This is a genomic window from Streptomyces sp. NPDC000878 (assembly GCF_053599695.1).
Map to the genome: position 1 here is coordinate 164,490 of NZ_JBSFMT010000002.1, position 19,631 is coordinate 184,120.

20 protein-coding genes and 1 pseudogene are annotated in these 19,631 nt (G+C 70.9%); 8 read left to right on the forward strand and 13 right to left on the reverse strand.

Going from position 1 to position 19,631, the window contains the following annotated elements; all coding sequences use genetic code 11:
* Nucleotides 1-194 precede the first annotated feature (194 nt).
* From ACWDR4_RS02420 to ACWDR4_RS02450, 7 genes are all read right to left on the reverse strand, one after another.
* Nucleotides 195-689, reverse strand: a complete 495-nt coding sequence (locus ACWDR4_RS02420) for a hypothetical protein (protein WP_450402841.1) — start codon at nt 687-689, stop codon at nt 195-197.
* Nucleotides 690-954: 265 nt separating this feature from the next.
* The gene (locus ACWDR4_RS02425) at nt 955-1,314 is read right to left on the reverse strand and encodes a cytidine deaminase (protein ID WP_450402842.1); all 360 of its coding nucleotides are present in this window, start codon (nt 1,312-1,314) and stop codon (nt 955-957) included.
* A 352-nt stretch (nt 1,315-1,666) separates the two neighbouring features.
* Complete coding sequence (locus ACWDR4_RS02430; protein WP_450402845.1) at nt 1,667-2,035, reverse strand: hypothetical protein; 369 nt, start codon at nt 2,033-2,035, stop codon at nt 1,667-1,669.
* A 28-nt stretch (nt 2,036-2,063) separates the two neighbouring features.
* The gene (locus ACWDR4_RS02435; RefSeq protein WP_450402848.1) at nt 2,064-2,444 is read right to left on the reverse strand and encodes a hypothetical protein; all 381 of its coding nucleotides are present in this window, start codon (nt 2,442-2,444) and stop codon (nt 2,064-2,066) included.
* 37 nt (nt 2,445-2,481) lie between these two features.
* On the reverse strand, nt 2,482-2,859 hold the full coding sequence (locus ACWDR4_RS02440) for a hypothetical protein (RefSeq protein WP_450402851.1): 378 nt from the start codon (nt 2,857-2,859) through the stop codon (nt 2,482-2,484).
* Nucleotides 2,860-2,961: 102 nt separating this feature from the next.
* Entirely contained in the window at nt 2,962-3,378 is a 417-nt protein-coding gene (locus ACWDR4_RS02445; protein ID WP_450402854.1) for a hypothetical protein, read from the reverse strand.
* 96 nt (nt 3,379-3,474) lie between these two features.
* The gene (locus ACWDR4_RS02450; protein ID WP_450402857.1) at nt 3,475-6,690 is read right to left on the reverse strand and encodes an AfsR/SARP family transcriptional regulator; all 3,216 of its coding nucleotides are present in this window, start codon (nt 6,688-6,690) and stop codon (nt 3,475-3,477) included.
* Nucleotides 6,691-6,914: 224 nt separating this feature from the next.
* On the opposite strand from ACWDR4_RS02450, the gene ACWDR4_RS02455 reads away from it, so the two are divergent.
* From ACWDR4_RS02455 to ACWDR4_RS02485, 7 genes are all read left to right on the forward strand, one after another.
* Nucleotides 6,915-7,613: a M15 family metallopeptidase gene (locus ACWDR4_RS02455; RefSeq protein WP_450402859.1), complete on the forward strand. Its 699-nt coding sequence runs from the start codon at nt 6,915-6,917 to the stop codon at nt 7,611-7,613.
* Nucleotides 7,614-7,761: 148 nt separating this feature from the next.
* Nucleotides 7,762-8,244, forward strand: a complete 483-nt coding sequence (locus tag ACWDR4_RS02460; RefSeq protein ID WP_450403335.1) for an RNA polymerase sigma factor — start codon at nt 7,762-7,764, stop codon at nt 8,242-8,244.
* 183 nt (nt 8,245-8,427) lie between these two features.
* Nucleotides 8,428-9,303, forward strand: a complete 876-nt coding sequence (locus tag ACWDR4_RS02465) for a C40 family peptidase (protein ID WP_450402862.1) — start codon at nt 8,428-8,430, stop codon at nt 9,301-9,303.
* A 59-nt stretch (nt 9,304-9,362) separates the two neighbouring features.
* Nucleotides 9,363-10,130: a M23 family metallopeptidase gene (locus ACWDR4_RS02470; RefSeq protein WP_450402864.1), complete on the forward strand. Its 768-nt coding sequence runs from the start codon at nt 9,363-9,365 to the stop codon at nt 10,128-10,130.
* Complete coding sequence (locus ACWDR4_RS02475) at nt 10,124-10,543, forward strand: hypothetical protein (protein ID WP_450402867.1); 420 nt, start codon at nt 10,124-10,126, stop codon at nt 10,541-10,543. Before ACWDR4_RS02470 ends, ACWDR4_RS02475 begins: the two co-directional genes overlap by 7 nt.
* Nucleotides 10,544-10,740: 197 nt before the next feature.
* Complete coding sequence (locus ACWDR4_RS02480) at nt 10,741-11,934, forward strand: hypothetical protein (protein WP_450403336.1); 1,194 nt, start codon at nt 10,741-10,743, stop codon at nt 11,932-11,934.
* 49 nt (nt 11,935-11,983) lie between these two features.
* Nucleotides 11,984-12,358 (forward strand): hypothetical protein, encoded by a 375-nt coding sequence (locus ACWDR4_RS02485; RefSeq protein ID WP_450402869.1) that lies wholly within the window; start codon nt 11,984-11,986, stop codon nt 12,356-12,358.
* A 7-nt stretch (nt 12,359-12,365) separates the two neighbouring features.
* Here the strand turns inward: ACWDR4_RS02485 and ACWDR4_RS02490 are convergent, their stop codons facing one another.
* The 5 genes from ACWDR4_RS02490 to ACWDR4_RS02510 form a co-directional block, all read right to left on the reverse strand.
* Nucleotides 12,366-12,725, reverse strand: coding sequence for an MmcQ/YjbR family DNA-binding protein (locus ACWDR4_RS02490; protein ID WP_450402871.1), 360 nt, complete (start codon nt 12,723-12,725; stop codon nt 12,366-12,368).
* The gene (locus tag ACWDR4_RS02495) at nt 12,722-14,062 is read right to left on the reverse strand and encodes a hemolysin family protein (protein ID WP_450402874.1); all 1,341 of its coding nucleotides are present in this window, start codon (nt 14,060-14,062) and stop codon (nt 12,722-12,724) included. Before ACWDR4_RS02495 ends, ACWDR4_RS02490 begins: the two co-directional genes overlap by 4 nt.
* Nucleotides 14,059-14,556 carry an rRNA maturation RNase YbeY gene (gene ybeY, locus ACWDR4_RS02500; RefSeq protein ID WP_450402877.1) on the reverse strand — a complete coding sequence of 166 codons (498 nt, stop codon included), beginning with the start codon at nt 14,554-14,556 and terminating at the stop codon, nt 14,059-14,061. The genes ACWDR4_RS02495 and ybeY overlap by 4 nt, the downstream gene beginning before the upstream one ends.
* 13 nt (nt 14,557-14,569) lie before the next feature.
* Nucleotides 14,570-15,628 carry a PhoH family protein gene (locus tag ACWDR4_RS02505; RefSeq protein ID WP_450402880.1) on the reverse strand — a complete coding sequence of 353 codons (1,059 nt, stop codon included), beginning with the start codon at nt 15,626-15,628 and terminating at the stop codon, nt 14,570-14,572.
* A gap of 165 nt (nt 15,629-15,793) precedes the next feature.
* A complete protein-coding gene (locus ACWDR4_RS02510) occupies nt 15,794-16,921 on the reverse strand; it encodes a carbohydrate kinase family protein (RefSeq protein WP_450403339.1) in 1,128 nt (375 codons plus the stop codon).
* Nucleotides 16,922-17,415: 494 nt separating this feature from the next.
* Here ACWDR4_RS02510 and ACWDR4_RS02515 point away from each other — a divergent pair.
* Nucleotides 17,416-18,623 (forward strand): annotated as a pseudogene (locus ACWDR4_RS02515) (MFS transporter).
* Between the two features lie 3 nt (nt 18,624-18,626).
* On the opposite strand, the gene ACWDR4_RS02520 reads toward ACWDR4_RS02515, so the two are convergent.
* Nucleotides 18,627-19,622 carry an adenosine deaminase gene (locus ACWDR4_RS02520; RefSeq protein WP_450402883.1) on the reverse strand — a complete coding sequence of 332 codons (996 nt, stop codon included), beginning with the start codon at nt 19,620-19,622 and terminating at the stop codon, nt 18,627-18,629.
* Nucleotides 19,623-19,631: the final 9 nt, after the last annotated feature.

The following is a 19,631-nucleotide window of genomic DNA, read 5'->3' on the forward strand; positions in this document are numbered from 1 at the left end:
CCGGGGGCCATTGATGTGCAGGTTGTGTGAGAAGTCAATGCAATCTCACCAAATAACAGGGCGCCGTGGAAAGTGAACTGACGGACCATCAGTTCACTGTCGGGCGCCCGTGCGTTCCCAGTCGGAAACGGCCGGCGCCGCTGCGAAGCGAGCGACGCCGGCCGCTGTGTGGAACGGTGCGGGGAGGCGGGCCGTCACTCGTAGACGAACGGTCCCGGTGACTGGTTTCCGGTCGGCGTGCAGGTCACGTTGATGCCGAAGATCACCATCACGAGACTGCCGCCGCCCGCGTCAAGGCTGTCGCCGGAGGCGACGGTGCCGGTCAGCGGGCCGACGATGACGGGGGCGCCGGTGGCTATGGCCGGGTTCCTGGTCCCGGTGAAGGCCGTGGTGCTGGTGCCCTTCGTCATGGTCAGCGTGGAGCTGATCGAGTCGGCGGCGAGGGGGAGCGGGGCCGCGATCGCCGAGGTGACGGTGATCGTGGCGGAGGTGCCGGTCTGTTCGGTGGTGAGGGTGGCCGCACCGCCGCCGTAGAGACCGCAGTTGAAGGTGACCGTCGCGGTGGTGGGGGCGACTGCCGCGGCGGCGGGCGCGAAGGCCAGCCCGGCTGCGGCGAGCGAGCCCGCCGCGAGTACCGCACCGATACCGAACCGTCTGCGCACAGACGGGCGTGCTGACTTGCTGATCATCGATCGGATTCCCTTCCCTGGTACGGGAATTGCCATGTGGGGAATTGCGATGTGGGGGGTCGACGGGCGGGTGCGGTCAGCCGCGGGGCGGGTGCGGGGCGCCGCGCGGTGGAATCTGACGGTCCGTCGGAAGAGCGGGTTCCATTGATGCGTGGGTTGCTCGCGATTGCAAGAGATGCCGTACGGGTTCTTCCAAGGGGTCGCGAAAGTGGCCGAAGACAGACCCTCGCCCGGCCACCCGACTCAATTCACCCGCCGGACACCATCACTCGGCGGACACCGTCACCCGAACCACCCCGTCCGGCGCAGCCAAGTGCACCGGGGTCGCGGGCCCGCCCAGATCCCGAACAGCCGCCAGATCCTCCGCCGGAACGCCGTCGGCAACGCTCACAACGGCCGCCGCCTCCAGGGACTTCGCCCCCGACGCCACCGCCATGGCCACGGCCGTCCGCAGCGCGCTCAGCTTCAGCGAGTCGAGGGCCACCGTGCCCGCGACATACGTACGTCCGGTCTCGTCCCGTACGGCCGCCCCCTCGGGAACGCCGTTGCGGGCGCGGGCCGAGCGGGCGAGGGTGACGATCTTGCGGTCCTCGGGGTCGAGGTCGGGCGCGTTGCTGTCGGTCATGCCACGAGCATACTTAGGGGTTTGTCCCGACCCGGGCGTGCATGCAACAAGGAAGTCACACAAGAAGAGGTATCAGGCACGGGCGATCAGGGCATGACCCAGGAACCGCGAGCCATGAGGAGGCGTTATGAACCGCCAGACCCGCATCCGCGTCACCCGTCGGCCCAGCGCTCCTTCGCCCCGCGACCTCCCCATCGACCGCAGGACCCCCTCGGGCCGCATCCTGCCGTACTAGGGCCGAACCAGGGCCAATACCGCCCCTCGTCCCGGGCACGACCGCGCCCCCGAGCTTCCGCACAGGACGGAAGCCTCGGGGGCGAGCAGCGTCGGGGGAACGGGCGGGGGCAGTCGGTCAGCAGCCGCGGATGCCGGGGGCCGGGTCGGCGCCCACGTTGACGTTGCCGCCCCATATCCACGCGTTGCTGTAGTCGTAGCCGTTGACGGTGCCGCGGTACCAGACATTGGTGGTGTATCCGCCCACGGTGACTCTGTCGCCATCGAGCCAGCAATCGATGCTGGCCCCGGTCACCTGCGTCGTGGTGCCATAGATCTGGGCGGCGAGGAAAGGGCCGCTGCGCACGTTGCTGTTCGCCTGCACGGTCGTCGCATAGCCGTTGGCACCGGTGGGCGCGGCCTCGGCCGTACCGGCGGTGCCGAGCAGGGAGAGGGCCGCGCCGAGCGCCAGCCCGGCCGCCGCAGTCGACACACTTCGCCTGGTCATGGGTGTACTCCTCGGTTCGGTTCCGGAATCAGCAGAGGTCGATGCCGGGGGCCGGGTCGGCGCCCACGTTCACGTTGCCGCCCCACATCCACACGTTGCTGTAGATGTGGCCGATGTCGTAGTCGATGACCGTGCCGAAGTACCAGACGTCGGTCCCGTAGTTGCCGACCTTCACGTACTGGCCGCGCGTGTAGCACTCGACGCCGCCCTCGGTCTCCCGCGTCGTGGTGCCCCAGATCCGGCTGCTGGTGTTGGGGGCGTCGCGCAGGTTGCTGTTCGCCTGCACGGTCGTCGCGTACTCGGCGGTGCCGGTGGGTGCGGCCTCCGCGGTCCCGGCGGTGCCGAGCAGGGAGAGGGCCGTGCCGAGCGCGAGCCCGGCCGCCGCGGTCGACACACTTCGCTTGGACATGGGTGTGCTCCTCGGTTCGGTTCCGGAATCAGCGGGATCAGCAGGGCTCGACCTCGGGGGACGGGTCGGCGCCGACGTTGACGTTGCCGCCCCACATCCACACGTTGAGGTAGGCGTGCGCCGGTGTCGCGTCGTCGTCGAAGGCGTTGCCGAAGTACCAGACGTCGGTGCCGTAGTTGCCGACCTTCACGTACTGGCCGCGCGTGTAGCACCTGATGTACGCCACGCTCTCGAACTGGGTGGTGCCGACCAGCCGGCTGTTCGTGGTGGCGGCCTCACGGATGTTGCTGTGGGCCTGGACCGTGGTGTTCACGGCCTGCGCGGCGGCCTCCGCACTGCCCGCCGTACCGAGGAGGGAGAGAGCCGCGCCGAGCGCCAGCCCCATCGCCGCCAGCCTGCTGGTCTGCTTCGCCATTGTTTTCCCCTTCGCCGTGGATGCTTCCTGTTCGGCTCTACGACGGAAGGGGAGGCGTGTCCGTATGACACTGGCGCGGGCCGCCTTCGCAGATTTCCTCGGTCAGAACTCGCAGTCACTGACGTGTGCCAGGTGCTCGTCTCCCGTGATGTACACGTTGTTCACCCAGCCCCACGGCCGGCTCGGTGACTCCAGGTACGTCCACCACCGGCTGCTGTAGCCCGCGTCGCTGATGAGCTCTCCCTGCTTCTGGCAGTAGGCGGTCACGGTGGTCTGGGACACCGTCGCCACGACCTGGCAGTTCGCGCGGGAGGGGAAGCTCTTGCACTGTTCGAAGGCGGACTCCGAGACGCCGTTGCGGACGTTGACGCCGGTCGCCCACACGTGGACCTCCGTGAAGTCCATCGCGGCGGCCTCGGCCGGGACGGGCTGCGCGTTCGCCGTCGCGGGAGCGGCCAGCGCCGCAGCGGCGACGAGGAAGGCCGTGGTCAGCGCTCTGAGCGTGCTGCTCGCGTTCACTGTGTCCTCCTGACACTTCGGACTGTCTGGTGGCATGCGGGCAGCGGGTGCCGCACCGTCCACCCCGAAGACGGGAGGTGGTCGCCCCTCGTATGACTACCGGGCCGAATCGCTCGTCGTGCGGGCCGGCGTCTCCAGCGCCTCACGGCTGCCGAGTCGGTGGAAGGCCTCGTACGCCTCCTCCTCCAGCTCCCGCCCCGTCCTAGCCTCGCCCCTGGCCAGTGCGGCGCGGGCCAGGTCCCGCAGGGTGCGGGCGCGCCACAGCGGCAGTTGGAGCTTGTCCCACAGGGCGAGGGACTGCCGCAGGGTCTCGGTCGCGGTCTCCCAGTCGGACCCGGCGAGATACCACTCGCCGAGGGTGCGCAGGACGAGGGCCTCGCCGAACATGTCCTGGCGCTCGCGGGTGGTTTCCAGACACCGGTCGAGGCGCTGTCGGGCATCGGCCGGCCGGCCCTGCCGGATCTCGACCTTGGCCAGGGACTGACTGGCGTACATGACGCCGAAGACGTCGTCCGTCTCCTCGAAGATGCCGAGGGACTGCCGCAGCAGGGTCTCCGCACCCGGCAGGTCACCCCGCGCGCGGAGGCACAGGCCCAGTGAGCGCAGCGCGAGCGCTTCGCCGTGCCGGTCCCGGGCGGTCACGTACAGGCGGTGTGCGCGGGAGAGGGCCTCCCACGCGTCGTCGTCGCGGCCCTGTTCCCGGTGGACGGATCCGATGCCGTACAGCACATGGGCCATGGCCGCGCTGTCCTCCGGCTCCCCGTACTGTCCGAGCGCCGAGGTCAGCAGGGTCAGTGCCTCGTCGAAGCGGGCCTGTTCGCGGCGGGCCGCGCCCATGCCGGCCCACGCGTCCGCACGCCCGGTCCGTACGGACCGCTCCTCGAACAGGCGCAGTGCCGCCGCGAAGAACGCGTGGGCCTCGTCGAAGCGGTCCTGCTCCAGGCGGAGTTGGCCGAGACCGTTCAGCAGCCGGGCCTCGCCCTCGACGTCCCCGCCACGGCGCACCGCCTGCAGGGCCACGTCGTGGGAGCGGGACCAGGCGTCGAACTGGTTGTAGAGCGCCACGGAGGCGGCCATGAGGGTCGCGGCGAGTTCGCGGGCGGCGTCGAACATGCCGTGCTCCGCGCAGTGGGTGACCGCGGCCAGCAGACACTGCTGCTCGGCGGCGAACCACGCGGCCGGCTCGCCCGTCAGGTAGGTCAACGGTTCCGTCGGTGACACCGACTCGGCCGAGGCCGAGGCCTGTGCCGACCCGTCCGTCGTGGTGATCGGGAGGAACCGCGACGCGCCGCCCGGCCCGTAGGCCGCCGCGCTGCGTGCCATGCCCAGCCAGCGGTCGACCAGTCTTCGGACCGCCGTCTCCCGTTCCTCCCGGGCCTCGTCGGCCAGACAGCGTTCGCGGGCGTACTCGCGCGCCAGGTCGTGGATGCGATAGCGCGTGCTGCCCGTCTCGTCGGTGCCCACGACCTCCACGAAGTGGCAGTCCACGAGTTGTTCGACCGCGTCCTCCGCGTCGTCCTCGCTCACGTCGAGGAGCGGCCCGGCGACCCAGGCGGCGAAGTCGGGCAGATCCATCAGGGCCAGCCGGCGCAGGGCGCGCTGCTCCTGCTTGTCCAGGTCCGCGTAGCCGAGTCCGAGGCTCGCGCGCACTTCCAGATCGCCTGCCTGCAGTTCGTCCAGGCGGCGCCGCTCGTCCCTCAGGCGTGACGCGAGCCGCGCCGGTGTCCAGTGGGGACGGGCGGCGAGACGGGCGCCGGCGATTCGGACGGCCAGCGGGAGCCGACCGCACAGCGCGACGATCTCGGCGGCCCGGTCGGGCTCGAGGACGGGCCGGGTCGGGCCGGCCACGCGGGCCAGCAGGTCCACTGCCTCCGTTTCGGAGGGCACACCCAGATCGAGGTGAGAGGCGCCCTCCAGGGCGACGAGCCGACGACGGCCGGTGATCAGCACGGCCGAGCCGCCGCCCGGTGGGAGCAGCGGGCGCAGCAGTGCTTCGCTGACGGCGTTGTCGAGGATGAGCAGGACCCGGCGGCGCGCGATGTGCGTGCGGTACAGGCCGAGGAGGTCCTCCTCGTCGTGCGCCGGGGTCTCCGGGTCCACGCCGAGGGCGCGCAGCAGCCGGGCCAGGGCGTCCGCGGTCCGCACCGGCTCGGAGTCCGAGGCACGCAGGTCCACGAAGAGCTGTCCGTCGGGGAAGAGTTCGGCGGTGCGGTGGCCCACGTGGACGGCCAGGGCGGTCTTGCCGGTGCCCGAACGGCCGGAGATCACCCCGATGGGCGGCGCGGTGCGCAGCGGGTTCCGCACCTCCTCCAGCAGGGCGGTCGCCCAGGCCGTCTGTTCGGTGCGGCCTATGAAGTCGGCCACGTCGGGAGGGAGTTGGGTGGGCACCGGACGGCCTGTGCCGTCGTGGGACCGCTCGGAACGGTGGGACTGCTCGATCCGGTGGGACTGCTCAGGACCGTGGTGCGACGGTGTGTCCTCGTCCGGGCGCGAGGGAGCCTCCGCGCGCGCGGGTACGGGTCCCTTCCCCGCGGGCGTGGCTCTTCGGGGAGCCGGCGCTCCCAGCACCGTCGTGTCCGCCCGGAGCAGGGCCTGGTGCAGCGTACGGAGTTCCGGGCCGGGGTCGACGCCCAGTTCCGTACGGAGCAGACGGCGGCCCTCGTCGTAGCAGCGCAGCGCGTCGGGCATCCGGCCGGTGCGGAACAGGGCGGTCATCAGCTGACCGCGCGGGCGCTCCCTGAGGGGGTGGGCGGCGACGTGGGCGACGAGTTCGGAGACGAGATCCGTACGACGGTCCAGGTCCAGCTCGGCGGAGAAACGGAACTCCTTCGCCTCCAGCCGGAGTTCCGTCAGGCGCATGGCCTCGACGCGGGCGAAGGACTGACCGAGCCCTTCCAGGGCGTCCCGGCCACGCCACAGGCGCGACGCCGCCCGCAGGAGGTCGACGGCTTCCTCGGCCCGCCCCTCGACGGCCGCTCTCCGGCCGACCGCGAACGCCTCCTCGAAGCGCCGGGCGTCCACGGCGGAGGGCGGCAGCTCGGCGACGTACCCCGGGGAGCGGGTGCGGATGGCGTCACAGCCCTCCGTACCGGCCAGGGCCCGGCGCAGTCCGGAGACGTGCGAGGCAACGAGCGCCCGCGCGGTGGCGGGCGGCTCCTCCTCCCAGGTCAGATCGACCAGCCGCTCGGCGGACAGCACCTCACCGAGATGGACGACGAGAGCCGCGAGGATCGCCGTCGGTTTGGCGCCGTTCAGCGCGATGCGCTGTCCCCCGCTCGACACCTCGACCGGACCCAGAAGGCAGACGTCCACCGTGTCCCCCGATTTTCACGTCCCCGCAGTCGGGGACAACCTACCGGCACCCGCCGACAGTCATACCCGACACCGGACCTCCCCTTTTTCACGGCAGACCGGTGTGGAGTGCGGGTTGGCCGGAACCCGCCGGGTCGCCGGTGCGGGTGGCTCGTTCCCGGCGCTGCATGCGTCCTGCAGAGGATCTGCATCGATCCTGCAGAGCCCGCCTCCACGCTGTGAACGTGACGGACATCATCCTGCTTTCGGACCCCCGGGTCGCCGCCACGCGTGTCACGGAGAACGGTGAACCCCTGGTCGACGCCCGGGAGGTCGCCGCACTGCGGGTCGACACGCGGAAGGCCGACGACGACGGCTCCTACGCACATCTGAGGGCCGACGTCCTGCGCCGGCTCCTGCTCGCGCAGGACGCGCTGCCCCCGGGCATCCGCCTGCTGATGGTGGAGGGCTTCCGGCCGCCCGCGCTGCAGCGCCGCTACTTCGACGAGTACGCGGCAACGCTGCGCACGGCACATCCGGACGCCGGCCCGGACCGGATCCGCGAGCTGGCCAGCGCGTACATCTCGCCCCCGGAGGTCGCCCCGCACGTCAGCGGCGGCGCGGTGGACCTGACCCTGTGCACCGACGACGGTGCCGAACTATTTCTCGGTACGGAGGTCAACGCCACCCCCGAGGAGAGCGAGGGCGGCTGCCGCACCGCCGCGGTCAACATCGACGCCGAGGCCCGGGCCAACCGGGCGGCGATGGGCCGGGCCATGGCCGCGGCGGGGTTCGTCAACTACCCGACCGAGTGGTGGCACTGGTCGTACGGAGACCGGTACTGGGCGCTCCTGACCGAGGCGCCGGCCGCCAAGTACGGTCCCGCCGCTCCGAACCACCCGCAACACCGCAGCTCCGAAGGCACCTGCCCAACCACAGTCTGAGACAGCCGGACCCGGGGGGAACACCGTGGAGAACACCTGCATCACGACGTCGAAGACGACGGCAAAGACGACGCTGACCACGTCGTCCAAAACCGCCGCGACCGCCGCAACGACCGCAACGACGACTACGACCGTCTTCACCGACCACATGACCACGGCCGAGTTCGACGAGGCCTTCACCGCCGTGATGCCGCGGCTGCGGCGCCGGCTGCTGGCCCTGACCGGCAATCCGCACGACGCCGACGACCTGCTGCAGGAGACGTACCTGAGACTGTCCCGCCGGGCCCGTGCCCACACCCTGACGCGTCAGCAGCAGCCGTACGCCTACACCTGCGCGGCGGCCCTGAACCTGCTGCGCGACCTGTGGCGGCATCCCTCGCGCCAGGAGCGCTGCACCGACCGGCTGCCGGAACGCGGCTGGGACGGCGGCTTCGCGAGCAGGGAGGCCGAGGCGGTGACGGCCGCGCTGCTGCGCGGGCTGTCCCCCAAGGAGGCGGCGGCCGTGATCCTGGTCGACATCGAGGGCCTGACCCACGACATGGCGGGGGAGCAACTCGGCGCGCACCGCGGCACGGTGCAGCGCAACCGGATGCGCGGCCTCGCCAAGATCCGCGCCGCCCTCGACGTGTAGGAACCGGCCTCCACGCCGATCTCGTCCACGATGTCGGCCGAGCGGCCCGCCACTCGGCCGACATGGACGACGACAGCACGCACGACGACGACACGAGGCAGCCCGACCAACTGCCGGATGCCGTACGCCGATCACCCGTACAGCACTTGCGCACATCGCGCCAACCACCCAAGGGGGAACCACATGCGCCGCACCAACCGCACACTCGCGATGGCGGGAGGACTGCTGCTCGCCACCGCGCTCGCCTGTACCGGTACGGCGACGGCCGCCGTGTCGCCGGCCGCCTCGGAGACCGTGGCCGCCGCCGACTGCCGTCCCCTGGCGAACGCGTCCGCTCAGGCACAGGCCATCGTCAACGCCGCGTGCTCGCAGATCGGGGTGCCGTACTCGTGGGGCGGCGGCTCCATCCACGGGCCGACGTTCGGTCAGGACTACCCCGGCGGCGGCCCCGGCGCCCACGACAGCCAGGTGAAGGGCTTCGACTGCTCGCACCTGGTGCAGTACGCGGCCTGGCAGGGAGCGGGCATCGCCCTGCCCGAGGGGTCGTGGAACCAGGCCCAGTGGAGCGGCGCCACCGCCCGGTTCACCCGCGACCAGGGGATCGCTCCGTTGCAGCCGGGCGATCTGCTGCTGTGGGGGTCGGACCCGGCCAACCTCGGCAGCGTCCACCACATCGCCATCTACCTCGGCAACGGAAAGATGGTCGAGGCCCGGGAGTCCGGGACGCTCGTGATGGTCAGTGACGTACGGCTGAACTCCCAGTACGCGGGTGCCCTGCGCATCGCCGGCACCGAGCAGCCGCCCGCGGGCACGAAGCGGTTCATGACCTGGGGCACCGATGTGGCCCTCCGTCCGGATGCGAGCACCCGCCAGCCTCCCGTGACCCGGCTGCCCCGCCCCACGGCGGTGGACGTGCTCTGCCAGGCGCACGGGGAGACGGTCAGCGCCGAGGGCTACGTCAACGACGCCTGGTCCTACCTGCCGAAGTACAAGGCATGGATCTCGAACATCTTCATCGACGACCCGGCGGCCTGGCTGCCCGGTGTGCCCAACTGCTAGTCAGCCGCTTCCCTCTCACCCCTTTCATCCCTCTCATCCTTCACACAGGAGACTCCGCCATGCGCGCACTCAAGCGCTCCAAGTCCATCGGCATGCTCGTCGCCACGGTCGCCGCGGCCGGGCTGATCCCGCTCGCGGCCGGCCAGGCCGATGCCGCCCCCGCCGCAGCCGCGGCCACCGGTTCCTGCCCGGCCGCCGGCACGGTGACCCAGGGGTGGCACTCCGGTCACGACGGCGTCGACATCGCCAACAGCCGCGGTACGGCGATCTACGCCACCGGGGCGGGCACCGTCATCGCCTCCGGCCCCGCAAGCGGCTACGGCCAGTGGATCCGCATCAGGCACGACGACGGCACCATCACCGAGTACGGCCACATGTACGAGCGTCTCGTCTCCGTGAACCAGCAGGTGAGCGCCGGTCAGCACATCGCGCGCATGGGCTCCGAGGGGGACTCCACCGGCGTCCACCTGCACCTCAGGACGTACGCTTCGGCGTCCGCCAGCCGGGGCATCAACCCTGTCGACTACCTGTCGGCGCGCGGTGTGGGCCTGCCGTGCACCCCGGGCAGCGGTACGCCCGGCACCAACTTCACCACCTGGGGCACCTCGGTCCGGGTCCGCGCCGACGCCCGCCTGAACGCGGCGGTCGTGCGCACGCTGACCGGGCCGACGCCGGTCTACGTGGAGTGCCAGAAGCACGGCGACTCGGTCACCGCCGAGGGCTACACCAACGACGCCTGGTCCTACATCCCGGCGCTCGGCGGCTACATCACCAACATCTACATCGACCACCCCGCCGCCTGGCTGCCGGGGGTGCGCGAATGCTGACCGACACCCTGAGCCGGTTCCGCGTCGGTACGAGGGGTGTCGCGGCGGTCGCGCTGGCCGCCGGGCTGCTCCTCTCACCCGGCCTCACCTCGTCCGCGCGGGCCGCCGACTCGGCGCCCTGCACCCCCGACCCGGACTACCCGGGAACGTACCGGTGCCCGATCTGGGGGTCGAACGTCAATCTGCGGTCCGCCCCCAACTCGCAGGCCCCGGTCATCGCGACGTCACCCGACGGGGGCTGGCTCAGGGTGCTGTGCCAGACCCAGGGCGGCCGGGCGACCTACGGCGGCTACTGGCACACCTGGTGGGTCAAGACCCCGGCGGTGGGCATGGCCCCGTCCGCGTACATGAGCGAGATCTTCCTCGTCGGAGGCGGTGACAACGAGCCGGACACGGGTCTGCCGACCTGCTGAACGGACCGCCCGCACCGACCGGATGCCCCCGGGACCTGTTCGTGGTCCCGGGGGCATCCGGCGTTCGGATTCTCATGCAGACCCTCGCCCGGGTCCTCATACGGCACGGGTCGCGACCCCGTCCTACCAGTAGTGCGAGCGACGCACACCCACCTCGACCACCTCAGCCACCTCAACAGATCCCGAGGACGACCATGATGACCTTGAGCCGCGCACGGGGCGCGATGCGGGCGGGCGTGCTGGCCGCCGCCCTCGCCGCGCTCGTGTGCACCACCGCGACCGCCGTATCCGTCGCCTCCGTCGAGTCCCCCTCGCCGAGCCCGGCAGTGGTGCAAGCCGATGTGCCGGCCGGGGTGACGGCGGGCGTCGCCGTCTTCGACCGCCAGACCGGCACGTTCACCGAGCAGCTGAACAGCGCCGGGCAGTTCCGGTCCGCGTCCGTGGTGAAGCTGCTGATCGCCCTGGACGTGCTCTGGAACCGCAGCCCCGACGCCCTGTCGGCCGCCGACCGGGCCCGGATCGACACCATGCTGCGCGGCAGCGACGACGGGGCCGCGAGCACGTTCTGGGCGAACAACGGCTCGGGGGCGATCGTCGACCGGATGGTCACACGGCTCGGCCTGACGGACACCGCCCGGCCACCGTCGACCCACCCCGGCTACTGGGGCTACACGGCTCTCTCGGCCCGTGACACCGTGAAGATCTACCGCCATCTGCTCGACTCCGCTCCCGCGGCGACCCGCGACTACGTCCTCGGCGACCTACGGCAGTCCACCCGCTGCGCCACCGACGGCTACGACCAGCACTTCGGCATCGCCGGCTCCTTCAACCGCCCCTGGGCCGTCAAGCAGGGCTGGTCGGGCTTCAGTTCGGGCGGATGCACGGCGCCGGCCGCGACGGTCACGAATGCCACGAAGGCCGCGAAGGAACCGGCCGGCACGGTCGCACAGGCACCGGCGGGCGCCGACGCCGTGGACCTCTCCCGGCCGGCACTGCACACGACGGGTGTGGTGGGCGCGGGCGACCGTTCCATCGTGGCGGTCTTCACCCTGCACCCCAGCGGAACGTCCTACGGCAAGGCCTACACGGACATCGGGCGGCTGACCCGTTCGCTGGACGTCCCCGGCGCCTCCCGCCCGGCCGGCACGTGGATCGGCACCTGGGGCAGCGGGGTCCGGGTCCGCACCCAGGCGACGACCACCTCCGGCGCGGTCACGACACTGCCCGCCGGCGTCGAGGTCCTGGTCGGCTGCCAGAAGCGCGGCCAGCAGGTCAGCGAACCGCCCTACGTCAACGACTGGTGGGCCCAACTGCCGCAGTACGGCGGCTACATGACCAACATCTATCTCAGCGTGCCGGAGAACCAGGTGCCGGGCGTACCGGTCTGCTGACCCACCGTCCCTGTTGCAAGACGACCCTCGAACAAAACGGAGAACTGTGATGAACAAGCGCGCACTTGGAACCCTGGCCGCGGTGGCGGCGTTCGCCGGAGTGCTGGGGACGGCGCCGACGGCCTCGGCCGAGCCGAACCCGGCGGGCTGCGGCAAGGGCAACTTCTGCATCTACGCGGGTGAGTACTCGACGGGCCAGCTCGTCCTGAAGTCGGGCGGCAACTGGTCGGGCAGAGTGACCGGCCGGTCCATCTTCAACAACGGCACACCGCTTCCCGGCCTCGACCACATCCAGGTCGAGTTCGAGATTGACGGCGACGCCGAATCGACCTGCCTGCACTACAACCCCGGCCCGGGCGACTACGGCCTCAACAGCTTCCACCCGCTTGTCTTTACAAAGGTGACCTGGCGCGGCGAGTGCTAGTTCGGTACTAGGGCCGGTCGAGCCGCAACCGCTCCGCGCGCGGCAGGCCGGCCACCACCAGGTCGTACGAGTCCTCGATCAGCTCGCGCACGAGCTGATCGGGCAACTCCCCGTCGACCGTCACGGTGTTCCAGTGCCGTTTGTTCATGTGATACCCGGGGATGACCAGCCCCGGGTGCTCGGCGCGCAGCCGGACCGCGTCCTCCGGGCCGCACTTCAGGTTGACCTTCAGCGGCCGGTCGTCCACCCAGGACAGGGCGAACATCTTGCCCAGCACCTTGAAGACGGAGATCCCCGGGCTGAACGGGAAGTCCTCCACAGCGGAGTTGAAGGACAGACAGAAAGCACGCAGTTCCTGCGGAGTCACGCGCCGCTCCGCTCCTTCCCGTCCTCCTCGGCCTCCTCGGCCTTCTCCTCCTCCGGTGAACCGGTGTGGTCGACCGGCTCGACGAGCACCGTCACGATCTTGTTCCGCCGCCCGGCCGCGGCCTCCGCCGTGAGCCGCAGTTCGCGCCCGTCGGGCAGTTCGACGACGGCCGAGGCACCGGCGATCGGTACGCGGCCGAGCGCCTTCGCGAGCAGCCCGCCCACCGTCTCCACGTCCTCGTCGTCGTACTCCTCCAGCCCGTACAGCTCGCCGAGGTCGGTGATGTCGAGGCGGGCCGTGACGCGGTGGCGCTCGTCGCCCAGCTCCTCCACGGGCGGGAGTTCACGGTCGTACTCGTCGGTGATCTCGCCGACGATCTCCTCCAGGATGTCCTCGATGGTCACGATGCCGGCCGTGCCGCCGTACTCGTCGATGACGACGGCGACGTGGTTGCGGTCGCGCTGCATCTCGCGGAGCAGATCACCGGCGTTCTTCGTGTCCGGTACGAAGGCGGCGGGCCGCATGGCGGTCGACACCAGCTCGCTCTCCGCGTCCCGGCTGATGTGCGTCTTGCGGACGAGGTCCTTCAGGTACACGATCCCGACGACGTCGTCCTCGCTCTCCCCGGTGACCGGAATGCGCGAGAACCCGGAGCGCAGCGCGAGGGTGAGCGCCTGCCGGATCGTCTTGTACCGCTCGATGACGACCAGGTCCGTACGCGGGACCATGACCTCCCGTACGAGGGTGTCGCCCAGCTCGAAGACGGAGTGCACCATGCGGCGCTCGTCGTCCTCGATGAGGGACTCCTTCTCGGCCAGGTCCACCAGCGCCCGCAGCTCCGCCTCGGAGGCGAACGGCCCGCGCCGGAAGCCCTTGCCAGGGGTGAGGGCGTTGCCGATGAGGATGAGGAGGTAGGGGATCGGCCCCATGACACGGGCGAGCGGCAGCAGGACGTACGCGGCTGCCGTGGCCGTGTTGAGAGGATGCTGACGCCCGATGGTCCTTGGCGAGACGCCGACGGCGACGTACGAGACGAGCACCATCACGCCGATGGCGACGGCGAGGGCCTGCCAGGTCCGGTCGAACTCCTGCAGACAGGCGTAAGTGACGAGCGCGGCGGCGGCCATCTCGCAGACCACGCGCACCAGCAGCGCCACGTTGAGATAGCGGGTCGGGTCGGCGGCGATCTGCGCGAGCTTGGCACTCCCGCGCCGGCCACTGCGTACGGCTTCCTCGGCGCGGAAGCTGGAGACTCGCGCGAGGCCCGCCTCCGCGCAGGCGGCGAGCCAGGCGACGACGACCAGCGCTATGGCACCGGTGACGAGTTGGGGGTTCATGACACGGTCGGGGCGGGCGACGGACCGGTCATCCCGCGCTCGCCGCGCCAGCCGTCGACGATGGCGGCCTGGAGGCCGAACATCTCGGCCTTCTCGTCCGCCTCCTCGTGGTCGTACCCGAGGAGATGCAGCACGCCGTGGACGGTGAGGAGTTGGAGTTCCTCGTCCATGGAGTGCTGTGTCTCGGCCTCCTTGCCCTGCTTCTCGGCGACCTCGGGACAGAGCACGATGTCACCGAGAAGCCCCTGCGGCGGCTCGTCGTCGTCCTTCGACGGCGGACGCAGCTCGTCCATCGGGAAGGACATGACGTCGGTCGGACCGGGCAGGTCCATCCACTGGATGTGGAGCTGCTCCATGGCGTCGGCGTCCACGACGATCACCGAGAGTTCGGAGAGCGGGTGGATGCGCATCCGTGCGAGCGCGTAGCGGGCGATGTCGAGGATCGCCTGCTCGTCGACCTCGGTTCCGGACTCGTTGTTGACGTCGATCGACATGGTGCTGGTCTGTCTACTTCCGCTTGTTTCGGACGCCCTTGTGGGTGCCGTTCTCCGTACCGTTCTCGCTGTCGTACTTCTCGTACGCGTCGACGATACGGCCGACCAGCTTGTGCCGGACGACATCGTGGGAGGTGAGCCGCGAGAAGTGGACGTCGTCGAGGCCTTCGAGGATGTCCTGCACCTGCCGCAGACCGGACTTTGTCCCGGACGGCAGGTCGACCTGCGTGACGTCACCCGTGACGACGATCTTCGACTCGAAGCCGAGCCGGGTGAGGAACATCTTCATCTGCTCGGCGCTGGTGTTCTGGGCCTCGTCCAGAATGATGAAGGCGTCGTTGAGCGTACGGCCACGCATGTACGCCAGCGGCGCGACCTCGATCGTCCCCGAGGCCATCAGCTTCGGGATCGAGTCCGGGTCGAGCATGTCGTGCAGCGCGTCGTACAGCGGGCGCAGGTAGGGGTCGATCTTGTCGTACAGCGTGCCCGGGAGGAAGCCGAGCCGCTCGCCCGCCTCGACCGCCGGGCGGGTCAGGATGATCCGGCTGACCTGCTTGGCCTGAAGCGCCTGCACGGCCTTCGCCATGGCGAGGTACGTCTTGCCGGTGCCCGCCGGGCCGATGCCGAAAACGATGGTGTGCTTGTCGATGGCGTCGACGTAGCGCTTCTGGTTGAGGGTCTTGGGGCGGATGGTGCGGCCCCGCGAGGACAGGATGTTCTGGGTGAGGACCTCGGCCGGGGTCTCCTGGCCGTCACCCTCCCCGTTCCCGCTCGCTCTGAGCATGGCGATCGAGCGTTCCACCGCGTCCTCCGTCATCGGCTGTCCGGTGCGGAGCACCAGCATCATCTCGTCGAACAGCCGCTGGACGAGGGCGACCTCGACCGCTTCGCCAACGGCGCTGACTTCATTGCCCCGGACATGGATGTCGACCGCCGGGAAGGCCTTCTCGATCACGCGCAGGAGGGCGTCGCCCGAACCCAGCAGGGACACCATGGGATGCGTGGCCGGGACGGTGAACTGCGCTCGTGCCTGCCCCCGCGCGGGGGGCTGAGCTGTGGGTGTCTGAGTCATGGGCCGGCTCGTAGGCCTGCACGACCTCCTCAATGAGGCTCGCTTACCACGTGGGTAGCCTTCCGCTCCCAGCCTACGACGGTGCACTGACAACGCCGTAGGGGTTTTGGCTCACGGTCCGGTGACGTGGCGGCCGGGGCGTCCGGCAGGCTCAGGAACAGGCACTCACGCCGATCTGCGGAAACCGATCGTCGGCACGGCCCGCCGCAGCGGCCACGGGCGCGGTCTCGCGGTCCTGGGCACCAGGTCCGCCAGGAACGCGTACCGGCGAAGCGCCGCCGGGTCCTGGTGCTCGTACGACTGGATCTCGCGCCACCAGGCCCCGATCTCGGACCAGCCGGGCGCGGAGAGGGAGCCGCCGAAGTCCTGGACGGAGAGGGCGGCGGTGAGGCCGGCGAAGGCGAGGCGGTCGGCGAGCGGCCAGTCGGCGAGGGTGCCGGTGACGAAGCCGGCGACGAAGACATCGCCGGCGCCCGTGGGGTCGAGGGCCTCCACGGCGATGGCGGGCACCTCGGCCGTCTCCCCGGTCCGCCCGTCCACGGCGTACGCGCCCTCCGCACCGAGGGTGACGACGGCGAGCGGTACGTGATCGGTGAGGGTGCGGGCCGCCTTGCGGGGGCAGTCGGTGCCGGTGTAACGCATCGCCTCCTCCGCGTTGGGCAGGAAGGCCTCGCAGTGCTCCAGGTCGGCGAGTCCTGCGAGGTCCCAGCGGCCGGTGTCGTCCCAGCCGACGTCGCCGAAGATCCGGGCGCCCTTGCCGGCGGCCTCGGCGATCCAGGGGGCGCGGACGCCCGGGGTGAGGGAGGCGACGGCGGCCCGGGCGTGCGGCGGGCACTCCGGGGAGGGTTCCTCCGGGGGCGGCTCATGGCCGTGGGAGACCATCGTGCGCTCACCCTCGTACGCCATCGAAACCGTGACCGGGGAGTGCCAGCCGGGGACCGTGCGTGACGTGGAGAGGTCGATGTGCTCGCCCTGTTCGAGGGCGTCCCAGCAGTACTCCCCGTAGTGGTCGTCCCCGAAGGCGGCGGCGAGGGAGGTCTTCAGGCCGAGCCGGGCCAGCGCGGTGGCCATGTTGGCGACCCCACCGGGGCTGGACCCCATCCCGCGCGCCCAGGACTCGGTGCCGCGCACCGGCGCGGAGTCGAGCCCGGTGAAGATGATGTCGAGGAAGACCGTGCCCGTCAGATACACGTCCCACGGCGGATCGTGGGGCGCGCGCAGGGCGGCCAGGGGATCGACCTGGGCCTGGCGGTAGGAAGATCCCTCTCCGGTGGACGCGGTGGACGCGATCACGGTGCGCTCCCTGACGACGGTGCGGATCAGGCCAGTCTGCACCACCCCACTGACAGCGGCCCGTCACTCCACTCCGGGGGGCCACTACAAATACCCCGCTTCCCCCACCTCAAACACCGAAGTGCCCCACATCACACCCACCCGATTCCCTTCCCCCGCCCCCCGCTTGATACAAATTGCCCGCGCGTTCCTGTCCGTCGACGGTCGACGCCCAACCCCCGCATTGAGCCGCCACACCCGCTTGTCGAGCCGTCACATTCGCTTTCGCACGCCCAGGAACGCCCGTGTTCTCCCCCCGCTCCACCCAGCCCTGGCCTGAGGGCCTACCCGTCGGATCGTGTCGGAGACGCGGGGTGTGGCACGCACATCTGCGGCGTTGTCGTCGGTTGCCGACTCCCCCACGCTCGAACAACCTCGCGCGGGGGGACCCCCATCGCGTCGACGCCCTCCTCCGCCTTGCAGCTGCACGCACCACACCCCGCTCACCTTGGTTGATGAGGCACCGCTTCTTTCCTCCGACCCCATCCGCCGGGCAGGCCCTCATCGCCCTTTTCACGGCCGGGTACTTGGCGCCGTACCTCCTGCCCACCACCGTCGGCAGGCTCGACGCGTACCTCCCGCTGAGCCCCACGCAGGCCGGTGCCATCGGCAGTGCGCTGCTGCTGAGTTCGGCGGCGGCGGGCTTTCTGCTCGCCTCCCGGGTCGACCGCATCGGCCCACGCGCCCTGGCCCGCGTCGGCCTCGCGCTCGCCGTCCTCGGCTACGGCACCGCCGCCCTCACCACCAGCGTGTACGCCGTGATCATCGGAGCCGTCGTCGGCGGCTTCGGCTCCGGTACGGCCACCACGGTCGCCGCCACCGGGATCGCCGGCCGCCCCGACCCGCACCGCACGACCACCCTGGGGCTGCTGAGCGTCTCGGCCCTCGCGGGCACCGTCTATCTGACGGTCCCGCACCTCGGCCCGGGCCACGGCCTCCCCCTGGCCGCACTGGCCCTGACGGCAGCCGTCGTATGGCCACTGACGGCCGCCCTCCCCCGACGCGACGCCACAGCCACCGCAGCCCTGGTGACCGCCCTGCCTCGAAGCCCGCTCCCCCGCCTCCGCGCGGGCGTCGTCCTCGCCGCCACCATGACCTGCTGGTCCCTCGCCCAGAACTCCCTCTGGGGGTCAGCGGCCGGATCGGGCTCACCCAGGCCGGGCTCTCCGAGGCCACCGTCGGCGCGGTGTTCGCGATCGCACTCGGCGCGGGACTGCTCGGGGTCATCGGCGCCGGGGCGCTGGGTACGCGGCTGGGCCGCGCACTGCCGATCGGCGCGGGTACGGCCGTCATCGCGGGCTGCATCGTGCTGAGCGCGTCCGCGACCGACCTGATGTCCTTCGCGGCCGGCGAGATCGCCTGGAACACGCTGTACCCGATCGTGCTGTCGTACGTGATCGGTCTGGCCGCCGCCCTGGACCCGCGCGGCCGTTGGGCGGTCCTGGTCGGCTCGGCGTCCTCGCTGGGCACGGCGTGCGGCCCGCTCACCGGCAGCCTGCTGTCCGCGCACACGGGCTATCCGGCGATGGGCGCGGTCCTCGCCGCCGGCCTGCTGCTGATCGCGGTCCCGATGACGGCCGTGGCGCTGCGCACCCCGTCCCCGTCCCGCGCGTTGAGGCTCACCACGGTCAGGGCCACCGAGCAGTACCGCCCGGTGGCCTGACGGTCACCGCGTGAACTCGTACGCGTCCACCTCGGCGAGACAGCGAGCCCGCCGCTCCTCGTCGTGCTCCAGGAACGACGCCAGGAAGGAGTTCCGCGCCAGCTCGCGCAGCCGCTCCTCACCGAGGCCCAGGGCCTCCCGTACGGCCCCGAAGTTGTCGCCGACGTACCCGCCGAAGTAGGCGGGGTCGTCGGAGTTGACCGTGCAGAGGAGACCGGCGTCGAGCATGGCGGGCAGCGGATGCTCGGCCAGGACATCGACGGCCCGCAGCCGTACGTTGGACAGCGGGCAGAGGGTCAGGGGCACCCGCTCCCGCACGAGCCGCGCGACCAGCTCCGGGTCCTCCATGCAGCGCAGCCCGTGGTCGACGCGCTCGACGCCGAGGATGTCGAGGGCCTCGGTGATGTACGAGGGCGGCCCCTCCTCACCGGCGTGCGCCACGCGCCGCAGCCCGAGCCCGGCGGCGGCCTCGTACACCTCGCGGAACTTCACCGGCGGATGCCCGACCTCGGCGGAGTCGAGCCCGACGCCGGCGATCCGGTCGAGGTAGGGGCGGGCCGCGTCCAGGGTCTCCATCGCGGACGCGGCGGACTCGTCGCGCAGGAAGCACATGATCAGCTGAGTGGAGATGCCGTGTGTCGACTCGCTGTCGCGGAGCGCGAGCCAAAGCCCCTCCACGACCGTCCCCATCTCCACCCCCCGGGCGATGTGGGCCTGCGGATCGAAGAAGATCTCCGCGTGCCGTACGCCCTGTGCGGCGGCCCGCGCGAGATAGGCGTTCGCGAGGTCCGCGAAGTCCTGCTCGGTGCGCAGAACGGACATCAGCTCGTAGTACAGGTTCAGAAAGGACTGCAGGTCCTCGAAGAGATACGCCTTGCGCAGCTCTTCGGTGTCGGCGTACGGCAGCACGACGCCGTTGCGCGCGGCGAGCGCGAAGGCCAGCTCGGGTTCGAGGGTGCCTTCGATGTGGAGGTGCAGTTCGGCTTTGGGGATGGACATCAGGGAATC